General features: G+C 57.8%; 11 protein-coding genes and 3 pseudogenes. 9 read left to right on the top strand and 5 right to left on the bottom strand.

The features are described 5' to 3' along the window. Window positions 1–48: 48 nt before the first annotated feature. Complete coding sequence (locus tag ACFQH2_RS17875) at window positions 49–783, top strand: helix-turn-helix domain-containing protein (RefSeq protein WP_377050502.1); 735 nt, start codon at window positions 49–51, stop codon at window positions 781–783. Between the two features lie 679 nt (window positions 784–1,462). After that, entirely contained in the window at window positions 1,463–2,068 is a 606-nt protein-coding gene (locus tag ACFQH2_RS17870) for a class I SAM-dependent methyltransferase (RefSeq protein WP_377050500.1), read from the top strand. 261 nt (window positions 2,069–2,329) lie between these two features. On the opposite strand, the pseudogene ACFQH2_RS17865 reads toward ACFQH2_RS17870, so the two are convergent. Next, a pseudogene (locus ACFQH2_RS17865) lies at window positions 2,330–2,809 on the bottom strand (SDR family NAD(P)-dependent oxidoreductase); the annotation flags it as partial. A 753-nt stretch (window positions 2,810–3,562) separates the two neighbouring features. After that, window positions 3,563–4,240, bottom strand: coding sequence for a PspA/IM30 family protein (locus tag ACFQH2_RS17860; RefSeq protein ID WP_377077070.1), 678 nt, complete (start codon window positions 4,238–4,240; stop codon window positions 3,563–3,565). A gap of 568 nt (window positions 4,241–4,808) precedes the next feature. On the opposite strand from ACFQH2_RS17860, the gene ACFQH2_RS17855 reads away from it, so the two are divergent. After that, entirely contained in the window at window positions 4,809–6,359 is a 1,551-nt protein-coding gene (locus tag ACFQH2_RS17855) for a ribosome biogenesis/translation initiation ATPase RLI (protein WP_377077069.1), read from the top strand. Continuing rightward, window positions 6,356–6,583, top strand: a complete 228-nt coding sequence (locus ACFQH2_RS17850; protein WP_377077068.1) for a hypothetical protein — start codon at window positions 6,356–6,358, stop codon at window positions 6,581–6,583. Before ACFQH2_RS17855 ends, ACFQH2_RS17850 begins: the two co-directional genes overlap by 4 nt. A gap of 79 nt (window positions 6,584–6,662) precedes the next feature. Here ACFQH2_RS17850 and ACFQH2_RS17845 read toward each other — a convergent pair. Together ACFQH2_RS17845 and ddh are read right to left on the bottom strand one after the other, a co-directional pair. Next, window positions 6,663–7,048 (bottom strand): annotated as a pseudogene (locus ACFQH2_RS17845) (cupin domain-containing protein). A gap of 715 nt (window positions 7,049–7,763) precedes the next feature. Further along, window positions 7,764–8,692, bottom strand: a pseudogene (gene ddh, locus ACFQH2_RS17840) (D-2-hydroxyacid dehydrogenase). Between the two features lie 120 nt (window positions 8,693–8,812). Between ddh and ACFQH2_RS17835 the strand changes: the two are divergent. The 3 genes from ACFQH2_RS17835 to ACFQH2_RS17825 are packed head-to-tail and all read left to right on the top strand — an operon-like array spanning window position 8,813 to window position 9,853. Next, window positions 8,813–9,121, top strand: coding sequence for a DUF2249 domain-containing protein (locus ACFQH2_RS17835; protein WP_377077067.1), 309 nt, complete (start codon window positions 8,813–8,815; stop codon window positions 9,119–9,121). Window positions 9,122–9,176: 55 nt separating this feature from the next. After that, complete coding sequence (locus ACFQH2_RS17830) at window positions 9,177–9,575, top strand: DUF2249 domain-containing protein (RefSeq protein WP_377077124.1); 399 nt, start codon at window positions 9,177–9,179, stop codon at window positions 9,573–9,575. Continuing rightward, window positions 9,467–9,853, top strand: a complete 387-nt coding sequence (locus tag ACFQH2_RS17825; RefSeq protein WP_377077066.1) for a DUF2249 domain-containing protein — start codon at window positions 9,467–9,469, stop codon at window positions 9,851–9,853. The genes ACFQH2_RS17830 and ACFQH2_RS17825 overlap by 109 nt, the downstream gene beginning before the upstream one ends. A gap of 84 nt (window positions 9,854–9,937) precedes the next feature. On the opposite strand, the gene ACFQH2_RS17820 is transcribed toward ACFQH2_RS17825, so the two are convergent. After that, window positions 9,938–10,291, bottom strand: a complete 354-nt coding sequence (locus ACFQH2_RS17820) for a 4a-hydroxytetrahydrobiopterin dehydratase (protein WP_377050486.1) — start codon at window positions 10,289–10,291, stop codon at window positions 9,938–9,940. A gap of 245 nt (window positions 10,292–10,536) precedes the next feature. Between ACFQH2_RS17820 and ACFQH2_RS17815 the strand changes: the two genes are divergently transcribed. Both ACFQH2_RS17815 and ACFQH2_RS17810 read left to right on the top strand, forming a co-directional pair. Beyond that, window positions 10,537–10,773: a hypothetical protein gene (locus ACFQH2_RS17815; RefSeq protein ID WP_377050484.1), complete on the top strand. Its 237-nt coding sequence runs from the start codon at window positions 10,537–10,539 to the stop codon at window positions 10,771–10,773. 554 nt (window positions 10,774–11,327) lie between these two features. Continuing rightward, complete coding sequence (locus tag ACFQH2_RS17810) at window positions 11,328–11,783, top strand: ferritin-like domain-containing protein (protein WP_377077065.1); 456 nt, start codon at window positions 11,328–11,330, stop codon at window positions 11,781–11,783. Window positions 11,784–11,813 lie beyond the last annotated feature (30 nt).

The raw sequence follows: 11,813 nt of genomic DNA, 5'->3' as shown, positions 1-11,813 counted from the left end.
CCGGACATGACCGGTACCCTTAATATTTTCAAACCCCTTTTCTCCCGTATGAGCCTGTACGAGGCCTCGTTCCGAGTCAAACACGAATGTCCGTATCGAGAGATCTCGGAACAGTACCCGGACCTGACGATCCGGGAGTGGTATCTGAGTGACTGTCAGGTGATCGAGATCACCGCGCCGGAATCCCCACCCGACGAACTACTCACAGAGATCGAGGAACTGGGGACGATCCTCCACCGCTCGAACGACGAGTCAGGTCTCCACGTCGTCACACAGTCCTGTCTTTGCTCGCTAGAAGACTCGATTATCGAACGGTTCGAGGAGTTTAACAGCCTCTATCAGCCACCGACGATCCATCGACAGGGCTGGGAACACTACACGGTCATCGCGTTCGACGAGGCCGACGTTCGAGCCCTCCTGCAGAATCTAGAGAACGACAGGGACATCGAAGTGCTCTCGAAGATCGCTATTTCGGAACAACAGATCCCACACAGCATGTTGGCGCCCGTCGATCAGTTGTTCGAGGAGGTAACTGATCGGCAGATGGCGGCGCTTCGACTTGCGCTCGAAAGCGGCTACTACGAGCAACCACGGAAGACGTCGCTCCGTGATCTGGCCGATCAGACGGCCGTCGCTCGGTCGACATACGAAGAACACCTCCGGAAGGCGGAAAACAAGCTCCTCACGAACGCCGGGAAGTTCCTACGATTGGTGACTGCGACGTCCTCGACAGATCCGTTAGACGTCGATAAGACGAGGCAGGCAGAGCACGTCGCCGACTGAATCGGCATCTGCCCAGGGCAGTAGGCCCTCGAATCGACTACTGGCCGTACTACCCGTGGAAAGAACTCACCTCTATCGGATCCGGCCCCTTGGGGCTACCCAATACGGGGTCAAGCGAGAGATTCGACCCGGCATGTGCTACGGTTGTCCGTCTGAGGACGGGTGCCACGTAATGCCGATTCGATGGACCGAAAACGGGTACGCACCACACTCGGGGCACACCATTCGTTTTTCATCGCGATCGAACACGCGATCGCGCATAGTGTGACGGAGTCCACAGGACTCGCATTCGAGTTCGACGGGCATTTCGAAGTCCTACTCGGTCCAGCGGTATAATGTCCTCCTGAGCGGGTCGAATCTCGGATTGGGATTCGTGTCGCCAATTCCGGTGGTCTGACCGACTGTTCACAGCGAGGGCGTCGAGATGAGGAGTATTTGCCGATCAGATGCCACTGGCAAAAACAGGGCGACCGACGGGAGAGTTATCATACGTGGCACTCACAGACGATACGATGTCTGACCTGCGAACACACGACGCGCCTGCTTCAGGCGAAGTCGACGATTCGGACTGCTGGAAGGGCGTCGATCTGGTCTCAGAATCCAGGGTTGGTGATTCCGGATCGGTAGCAGACGCTCCCGCCAGAGAGTTGCCGAGGAATAGACTCGGGCGTGATATCGTATGACCTCCTGGGACGAGCGGTTCCGGAAAGGATCCTATCCGACGGATCCGGATCCCTCGCCGACGCTACGTCGGTATCTCGATAGCTGTCCGGACGGTCGAGCGCTCGATATCGCGACAGGCACCGGTCGGAACGCGGTCTTCCTCGCGTCGGAGGGCTATCGGGTCGATGCGATCGATCAGTCGAAAGAAGGACTGCAGATCGCCCGGGAAAACGCCCGTGAGCGCGGCATCGCGGACCGGATCAACTGGATCCAGGCCGATGCCACGCGGTACGAGTTCCAGCCAGCGACGTACGACCTCGTCACGATCAGTTTCTACAGGGCTATCGATCGCTTCCCGGACATCAAGGAGGCGCTTGCTCCCGGTGGCGTGCTGTTCGTCCAGCACCACCTCAGGACGGACGACCCGGTCGACCGTGGCTCGTCCAGTGATCGCTACCGGTTCGGTGCAAACGAACTGCTGCACGCGTGTCTCGATCTGACGGTTCTCCACTACGCGGAGCGAACCGAGGTCGACGATGACGACCGCCGCAACGCCATCGCCGAGATCATCGCCCGGAACAGTTCGGGCCAGAGCCAATCGTATCCACAGGTCCAGCGCTGACAGCCAGTCGTCGAGGCGGAGCACGTCTCCCGGGGAACTAGAACTCCTCGACGTGGGGGCGTAGATCCAGTTCGAGAGTCCACGCACTGCGGTCCTGTTCGACCAGATGCCAGTAACTCTCGGCGATGGCATCCGGGTCGAGGAACTCCTCCTCGTCGCGTGTGCCGGTGCCGTCCGGGGGAGTATCTGGCCGTCGAGGACCACATGAGCGACGTGAATGCCCTCCGGACCGAGTTCTCTGGCCATCGACTCGGCCATTCCGCGACAGGCGAACTTTGCCGCCGAGAAACCGACGGCGTTCTCCCGGCCTCGGACTGACGTGGTCGCCCCCGTGAAAACGATCGTGCCGTCCCCATCTGTCGACCGCATGTCCGCGACGGCTTCCTGTGAGCAGTGCAGTGCTGCGCGAGGGCCGACATCGAGCGCTCGCTGGAACTCGCGGTCGGACACGTCGGTAATCCCTTTCCAGGAGGCTGAACTGGCGTGATTAACGAGGACGTCGACGGGGCCGAACGCCTCCCGACATTCGGTGAATGCTTGCTCGATATCACTTGGCTGGGCCAGATCACAGTGAACGGCGATAGCGTCGCCTGCTGCCCCCTGTAACTCGGTTGCCAGCGATTCGAGATAGTCTGTACTCCGGCCGAGTAGGCCGACTGCCAGTCCCTCGGAGGCGAACCGTCGCGCGATCGATTCTCCAAGCCCAGGGCCGACGCCGGCGATGACAGCGGTACGGGCCATACTTTCGTAGACGTAGGGGAAATCAAAAGATGCTCGGTATTTACCGGTGTGATTGACGGCGAAGCGAATCATCAATTCAGTCGGCTTTGTCGAAATCCTCAGCAGATACCACATTCAGACCCATGGTGCGGTCAATACAGATGGGCAACGTAGTGCCGATGTCGTTGATCTGCTCCGAGTTTGGAAAGAAACGCGTGTCAAGATACAGAGGCTACGTTTATCGGACTGAACTCTTTGGATGGAAGCCTTCAATGAGGATTCTCGGTGGCGTCGGAATGCAGAATCTAGAAGTTGAAGCAAGCGATTTCGGCGGATCCACAGATTGGACACTCATCTATCGTTGGGGAGACTTTCACCCCACAGTTCCGACACTCGTAGAGATCACAGCTACTGCCATCTCGTTCACCGCGTAGGATCTCGAGTACCCCCATCTTACTGGGTATACACCATCAAAACCTATATATTCCACCCCATTATTGTGATCGCTTAAAACCGGGTGAGTTGTATCTCGCCTACAGCAACCGTCCCAGTTTGACGAAACGTCACCCGTCACCTTGCAAACTATGCGCCCTGTGTTCAGCAGGACTTCCGAAATACATCGCCGATTTAGGGTTTCGACAGAGCCGACAGTGCCTGTGAGTCTGACTGATCACGTTCCTCGAAGCTCGTAGAGACGATCCGTTCATAACCACATTTAGCTGGCCGGGTCATCGAGTTCCGTCTGGAGCTCCGCGTCTCGCCCCAGTTGGACTTTCAGATCCTCGAGTTCCTGCTCGACTCTGTGATCTGTTGAGAGACGGTCCAGTTCGCGGTCGATCTCGTCGCCTTCGGCGAGTATGTCGTCGAAGGCGCCGGTCTCCTCAGTTCCTCGAGGGCGGCCGCTCGCGCTTCCATCTGCTCGGTACGTTCGGTCGCGCGTTCGATGGCGCGGTTCACGTCCGTTAGATCACCGCCGACGCCGCTGAACGACTCGGCAACGCGGGCAGAGGCCCGGGCGGCCTCGTGGCGAGCTTTCAACACCTCCTTTTGTGTTCGGAAGCCCTCTATTCGGCCGCGGAGCGCGACCTGACGTTCGACCATCTGGTCCTGCGTCGCCTGGAGACGCTCGATCTGTTCTTCCAGATCCGCAATCTGCTCGGTGGTTGTGTGCTTCTTTTCGAGCGCACGCCTGGCCAGATCGTCCCGATCCTGACGGATCGCTTCGCGGACCTGATCGTCGTGTTTCTCGACGTTCGAGCGAAGGCGAGTGCGGTGCATTTCCAGACGTTTCTTCTGGGTCGTGACTTCAGCGATTCCACGGTTGATCGCCTGTAACTCGTCGCGCAGTTGTTCATACGAGTAGTCCAGTTCAGCCTTTGGATCGGAAACTCGGTTCAACAGAGCGTTCGCCCACGACCGTATGACGAACGAGAGCCGTCCGAAGAGACTCACAGAACCCCCTCACTTTGATCGAGTTCGCGTGATCGATCTGTACCAACTGTCGACATACGAGAACTACGAGAGAGATCCGCTTAATCGTTTCAGGAGGGTAGACGAGAGCCGCGACGACTACGTCCGTCTACTTCAATTCCATATCAAGACGTTGTTCGAGATCAATATCTAGCAGGCGGGGAGTGAACGATTTGCGGCCTATATTCAGCGTGTGATAAAATATAGTATTAGAAATTAAGAGTATCTTCAATAAATAATTCGACGTATAGTGAGTAGTAATTTGCTGTTATATATCTAAAGAAAAATAATTTGAATGAGCTACTTAGTCTTGAGATGTTCACTCCTATCACGGACAATCTGTACCGTCAAGCCCACATTCGGTGATCACCAAAGGGCGAACAAGGAACGTACCGGGAGGGTCTGCGAGACGCGGGAAGTCGAGCGCGATTTTTTGACGGAGTGCCGTAACCGACCGCCGCATCGGTGAGGCGTCTTCGCCCCACTGTCGGTTCCTCGACGAACGCAGCACTCACGTCTCAGCACGGGCGACCCGAGCGGCAATACGATAATGACAAACACAGAATCAGAAGAATACGTCGCGATCATCGACCAGTACGAGGTCACCGACGAAGTGCGGGATATCGCGCTCAAGTACGACCCGCTGAACCGATCAGGGCACGAAGGCTTTCACGTCACCGACGATGGCGAACTCCACATCGACGATGCGAACGTGATGGCCGAACACAAACTCATCGAGAAGAAGATTCCCAACGATGCGATCAAAATCCTTCCGCTCCCGTCCGCGAGCGGCCAGCTCGTCCACCAGTACGGAGACAACGGGTTCCGACTGCACAACCTCCCTGCGCCCAGGGATGGGGAGGTCGTCGGACTTCTGGGCCGGAACGGGATCGGAAAGAGTACAGCCCTTCGAATCCTGGCCGGCGATTCCGTCCCTAACTTCGGCGCCGAGGAGGAACTCGACTGGGATCAGGCGGTCACATCGTTCCGCGGGACGACCCTCCAGACCCATCTCGAACGGCTTCGGGACGGGGAGATTACGACGGCCTACAAAGAGCAGCGGGTCGACACCCTCTCCGACGACGCCGGGACGGTCCGAGAACTTCTGGCTGATCGATTAGAGGATTCGGATCCACTCGTCGACGAACTCGGACTGCGACCGATCTTGGAGCGGTCCCTGGCTGATCTCTCTGGCGGCGAACGCCAGCGGGTCGCTATCGCCTCGACGCTGGCGACCGATGCAGACCTCTATCTGTTCGACGAGCCATCCTCGTTTCTCGACGTCAAGCAACGAACCACCGTCGCACGGGCGATTCACGATCACGTCCGGGAGTCCAATGCGGCGGCGCTCGTCGTCGAACACGATCTGGCTACACTGGACCTGGTCTCGGACGGGATTCACGTCCTGTACGGCGAACCAGGTAGTTTCGGCGTCGTATCTCAGCGGCTATCCGTCCGTGACGGCATCAACCAGTTTCTTGAGGGCTATCTGCAAGAGGAGAACGTCCAAATCCGACGCCGGTCGATCGAGTTCGCCCAGGCTCTCGAAAATCCGTTTTCCGATTCGGAGACCGTGCTCGACTATCCGGAACTGGAGAAGTCGTTCCCGGGGTTCTCGCTCACCGTCCACCCCGGAGAGATTCACGCAGGGGAGTCCATCGGTATCGTCGGAGAGAACGCGCTCGGGAAAACGACGTTCGTGAAACTCCTGGCCGGAAGCCTCGATGCTGACGACGGGACCGTTCCGGTTTCGCCGACTGTCTCGTACAAGCCACAGCATCTCAGCGCAGACAGTGACCAAACGGTTCGGAGCCAGTTCCAACCGATCACGGACATCCGTTCACAGGCCTTCATAACGCGGATCCGCGATCCCTTCGAAATCGAGTCGTTGTACGACCGGTCGCTCGACTCGCTCTCCGGTGGCGAACTCCAGCGAGTCGGCATCGCGCTCTGCCTCGCCCGTGAGGCGGATCTGTACCTCATCGACGAGCCATCCGCGTTTCTGGACGTTGACCGGCGGGTCTCCTCGCCGATCAGATCTCCCGATTCAGCGATCAGACGGACAAGCCCGTTCTCGTCGTCGACCACGACCTCTTCGTGATCGACCGGGTTGCCGACCGGGTTACTGTGTTCGAGGGGACGTCAGGAGAGAACGGCCGTGCAACCCCGCCACAGTCACTTAGAGACGGTATGAACGCGTTTCTCTCCTCGCTCGGCATCACCTTCCGGCGCGACGAAGGGACGGGCCGACCGCGGGTCAACAAGCCGGGGAGCCAACTCGACAGGAAGCAACAGGCCAGCGGCGAATACTACTACGAAGAGTGAGTTAGCCTCGCCGAGCAACTTCTCGGAACGGAGTTCGCGCATGGCTCGCCGTCGTGGTCGTCGATAGTATGAGCAGTCGTCATGACTGCTCACTGCGCGGATCGAACTGTCCGGTCCGAAGCCCCTCGCGTACTGGGTCGTGTTCGGCGTCGGTTGGCGGTGGTGCGGTCACCAGTACCGCCTCCAATCTGGAGTCCTCATCGGCTTTGATGCCGCGCTCCGTATCCGCTTCGACGATGACGATATCGCCCTCTTCGACATCGTGTTCGGTGTCGCCGTCGCGGACGACCCCCGACCGGACCGAACGATGACCGTCAGGTCGCTGCTCGGTGCGTGGACCGGAATGAACTGTTCCGGCTCGAAATAGCCACAGACGACCTTTTTGTGATCGCTTTGAAAGACGCCGTTTGCCGTGAACTGCTCGTCGTCGTAGGACCGTTCAGCATCGAAGTCGATTCGCGGCATCTTAGACCACCACCGAGGTCACGTATCCGCCACAGTGACATCGCCCATCGGCCGAGAGGCCGATATGATCGAACCGAGATTCGAGCCGTGAATACAGATACGCGGCGGGGTCTCCATGACGCTTGTGAGTAATTAGGTCGACACGGGTCCCCGGAACCGTTTGCTCGATGGCGTCGATAGCTTCGCTGACGACTAATCCGCGGTCGATTGCGTGTGCGGAGGACTCGAGATTTGCAACCCATGGTCGGTCGTGTACGCAACGGGTGACCGGTTCACGTCCCTCGTATCGCCTCGCTCTTTTGGACATATCTCATTGTGTTGTTACCATGCCGGGAATACTCTTTGACGAATATCTTCGCGAGTGTTTTTATAGGGCAACCAACGGCTTCAGAACGGCGAGGAACTCCTCTGTCGTCGACGGAACATCCGATAGCACGGACCCGGTGAGGGGGTGCACGTGATTTTTCAACTCTCGGAACGAAAATTTCGCCAATGGGCGAACAACCCTGTCGCCGAAAGTACTGTCCGGACTGTCAGCGGGAGGTTGCGGTAGTTGAGGGGGAATGTCCCGACTGTGGGCGACTGTTCCAGTCCGAGTGAGATACTCCTCTAGCACTGTGGCGATATACTCTGCTGGACCGCACTGATCCACCCGGTAGTTCCTGTCCGATCCATCTTCACGAAACTGCGTGGGTGTTCGTCGAAGATATACGCCTCAAACGACTCGGTTAACCGGCTCATCGCCGGTACGAATTCGAGTAACGCTTTCGCGGACCAGCGCTCCGACGTGCTCGTAGTAGTCGCGCGTGAAGGCTCCGCAGTGCGGCGAGACGATTACGTCGTCCATCTCCCATAGGGGCGAGGACTCGGGCAACGGCTCGGTCTCGAAGACGTCCAGTGCGGCCCCTGCGATAGATCCGTCTTCGAGCGCCGTCACGAGTGCATTTTGATCGACGACACTGCCACGAGCTACATTGACGAGATACGCGTCCTCGCGCATTGCTTCGAAGGTGTCACGACCAACCATCCGACGGGTCTGCTCCGTGAGCGGAACGGCCAGAACGACAAACCGCGCGTCCGAAACGGCCGCTTGTAGTTGATCAGGCGTGTAGACCTTCTTGACACCGGGTTCCGGTGTCGGTGTTCGCCGGACACCGATCACGTCGAGTCCGAGACCGTTCAGTCGGTCGACGATACCTCGCCCAAGCCCACCGATACCGACGACACAGGCCGTCTCGCCGCTAACCGTCCACGCTTCGTTCCAGTCGGGCTGTGACCAGTTCGCTCGTTGCTGATTCGCCACGTGTTCGTGCAGTCGTCGGGCGAGCGCGAGAAGGTAGCTCGCAACGGTCTCTCCGATCGCGTCGCCATGGATGCCCGTCGAGTTCGTAAGATAGACGTCAGCCTCCTGGAACCGATCGAGAGGAAGCGATCGACCCCCGCTTGGACCGAGTGAACCCATCCGGCGTCGAGGAACGCCTCGCGATAAGCGAGTGTCACCACACCCTGGTCTGTGGAGAGTTCGTCTATCGAATCGTCGAGGATGACAATCTCGACTGGTAGGTCGCTCAACTTCTCGCGCAGCAGTTCTGGCGGAAAGAGTACCGATACCGACCCGTCGATGCAAAGGGTCTCTAGATGCATACGCTCCCATACGCTGTCCAGCACCTAACGATTGTTCCGAACGCTGGCCACGAACTGCATGTCCCGAATCTGTTCGCCACAGGACCTACCCATCATGCCGGCGACGTCGGATACGAGATAATGGTATCCGATATCGACGTGACTGAAACGCCGCCTGGTCAAGCACGGATGGAGATTCTGGCAGCACTCCACGAGGCCGAACCGGATAACGTAGTGACGATCACTGCTGATCGAGACCCCGGCCCAGCGCTCTATCAGGCCCAGATTACGGAGGATCGATCGCTAACGTGGACATACGAGGAAGACGGACCGGACACCTGGGCTGTTACCGCTCGCCCGACCGGTGAGAGTACCGCAGAACTGACCGAGTTCGACGTCCGCGAGCTACCGCCACAGCAACGACACTCGATCCTGACCGAAACATTCTGAAAATCTCGACCCAGGCAACGGGTTCGTTCTCGTCAACGATCACGATCCGAAACCGCTGTATCACGAACTCCGTTCCATGCACGGTGAGGGTATCGACTGGGAGTATCGCAGTCGCGAGTCGGACGCCTGGAAAGTGGAGATACTCAAAACGGAGACCAGCACCAGTGGGAACGAGGCCGTGGCGGCGTCCTTCGACGTCCGCGAGATACCGAAACAGGAGCGACATCCGACCATCCATCACCGTTTCAGCAACCTTTCGGCCGGGGATATCCTGGAGCTGATCGCTCCCCACGAGCCACGACCGCTTCACAGGGAGTTCAGCCAGCAGTACGGCGAGCGGTTCGAGTGGGACGTCCGGGAGAAAGAGCATGGCCGCTGTCGTGTCTGGATCACGAAGGGGGATGCCGACACGGGAGAGTCCGAGTCCCAGGATCAACAGTCTGCGAGGAACTGACGATTACTGACGAACTCGACGTCCGGCAGTTCCCACCGGCGAAACGCCACGAACTGATCTTCGAGTCCTACGAGGCGCTACAGGACGGGGAGGGATTCGTGCTGATCAACGACCACGACCCAAAGCCGCTCTATCACCAGTTCGAGGCCGAAGCGGGTGCGGAGTTCCGCTGGGAGTACCAGAAGAAAGAACAAGGCGAGTTCAGAGTCCAGATCGGTAAATCCGACATTGGCGAATCCACAGGGACGGCAACGCCCGATTTCGAGGCCCCGTTCTAAACGGTCGGCTCTACGGAGTCTTCGTATTCTGTCCAGACATGTGGTCCAACAGAAGTGTAGTGCAGGCCGCATCCCGCGGGTCGCTCACTCCGGCACGTACTCGTCGTGGATTCGATCCATCCGTGCGGCCATAATGAAGTCCGTCTTGTGTAGCCCGTCGATTTTGTGCGTCCACATCTCGACCGTTACCTCTCCCCACTGGAGATGGATATCGGGGTGGTGCCACTCGTCTTCGGCGAGTTCACCGATTTCGTAGGTGAACTCCAGTGCGTCGCGGAAATCCTCGAACTCGTACATGCCCTCGAGATGGTGGTCGTCGACGACATCCCAGACCTCGCTGTCGATCTCTGCAACATACTCGCGGTATTCCTCCTCTGTGAGGGGTTCGTCCTCGGAGGTGCATGCTTCACAGTCCTGATCGGCAAGTGCTTCAGGCATGCCTTGTGGTATGGTATCTGTTCTAATATACACTTCCCATCCACGTAGTGCAGGTGTTCTCATCGTCTTACGAGTGGTCTAGAGTTATAGTCTATTTATATCGAAAGCGATAGATCAGACACTGCCGAGTAACCGCGCATGCAGGACGAAAAACTCGGCCGCAGCCGATGCACCGAAGCGATTATATAAACTGCATGGTGTGTCATTGCGAAGGTGGTTTACGTACAGACTCCTGAATTTTATATGTGAGTGAAACAACAGAGGGAGCAGCAGAGACCGTGGTAGAAGTTGATGAAAACAATCTCGATCTGACTGTGATGGCTGCTGTCGGTTCTGTCGCTCTGGCTCTTTACTACTATTACGTCCGAGGGAACAAACAGCGTGGAGAGTTTATCGGCCTGTGGCCCGGGACGATTCTCGGACTCGCTACCTACATCAAACTCGGCGAAATCAAAGAGTTACTCCAAGAGAGCAACGAGTGAACTGAGGGCCAGAGCCCTACGTCCGACCGCTTCTCGGACGTATCTACTCCTGTGATGAATACTCCCGGCGAGTCGTGACTGCCCGACTGAGACATGCGATTGTTGCCAAAAGTATCCTCCAAGAGAGAGGGGCGTATGTGACAGACGGCTCCACCCGCGGTCAGAAGATGTGAACGGTAGGATGAGCACCGTCCCCATCCAATAGCATATTTTGACTCCCGACCGTCTGGAACGCCCATTGAGGGGCAGGGGGTGTGGTAGGGAGTCATGGTTGTGTAGAACGTCCTGCGATATTTTTCTTTAGTATGGTGCGCCATGGTGATTATAAGGAACAGGCAGAGTACCTGCATTTTTGCGCGTGGGGTAACCCTGATTGGTATGGCTGGTCTGCCAGCAAACTATGGAATGGGCGGTAGACTGCAAACTCTACTTTCCCAACTACGGTCGAGATCCCTTCGGCCTCAGGTTGAAGCGGCTGAAAAGTCGGTGGGGTATTCCAAGCGAGCGGGATTCGGCGATGGCTATATCCTCAGGTAGAGAGAATCCGTATTTGTATGAGCTCAGACCGCGTCATCGAACTCCTCCAGAAAGCGTACGGCGACGAGATGGAGACCGTGATGAACTACCAGACGAACGCAATCGTTCTCGACGGCGTTCGCGCCGAAGAGATCAAAGAGAGCCTGCAGCAGGACATTCAGGAGGAACTGGCCCACGCCCAACAGCTCGGAAACCGTCTCAAGCAACTGGATGCGCGACCACCCAGTTCCGCGGAGTTCACCGCACGTCAGGACTCGCTACAACCACCGGAGGATTCGACCGACGTCCTCTCGGTTATCCGAGGCGTTCTAGACGCCGAAGGGGATGCTATCGAGACGTATCGCGCACTTATCAACGCCGCCAAGGACGCCGACGACCCTGTCACCGAAGACCTCGCTGTGACGGTCCTTGCAGACGAGGAGGCCCACCGGACCGAGTTCCGGGGATCTGAAAAGGAGTATCAGAACGACTGAGTCTTTTGTTCGAGAGGCGAAACACAATAC

Origin of the sequence: Natronoarchaeum sp. GCM10025703, from assembly GCF_042661985.1 — an archaeon.
Taxonomy (GTDB): Archaea; Halobacteriota; Halobacteria; order Halobacteriales; family Natronoarchaeaceae; genus Natranaeroarchaeum.
This window is presented reverse-complemented; position numbering and strand designations above follow the sequence as displayed.

Coding starts and splice junctions, on each gene's coding strand:
- ACFQH2_RS17810 (WP_377077065.1), top strand. CDS start 11,328: ATGAGCTCAGACCGCGTCATCGAACTCCTCCAGAAAGCGTACGGCGAC.
- ACFQH2_RS17835 (WP_377077067.1), top strand. CDS start 8,813: ATGGTATCCGATATCGACGTGACTGAAACGCCGCCTGGTCAAGCACGG.
- ACFQH2_RS17855 (WP_377077069.1), top strand. CDS start 4,809: ATGACAAACACAGAATCAGAAGAATACGTCGCGATCATCGACCAGTAC.
- ACFQH2_RS17820 (WP_377050486.1), bottom strand. CDS start 10,291: ATGCCTGAAGCACTTGCCGATCAGGACTGTGAAGCATGCACCTCCGAG.
- ACFQH2_RS17870 (WP_377050500.1), top strand. CDS start 1,463: ATGACCTCCTGGGACGAGCGGTTCCGGAAAGGATCCTATCCGACGGAT.
- ACFQH2_RS17875 (WP_377050502.1), top strand. CDS start 49: ATGAGCCTGTACGAGGCCTCGTTCCGAGTCAAACACGAATGTCCGTAT.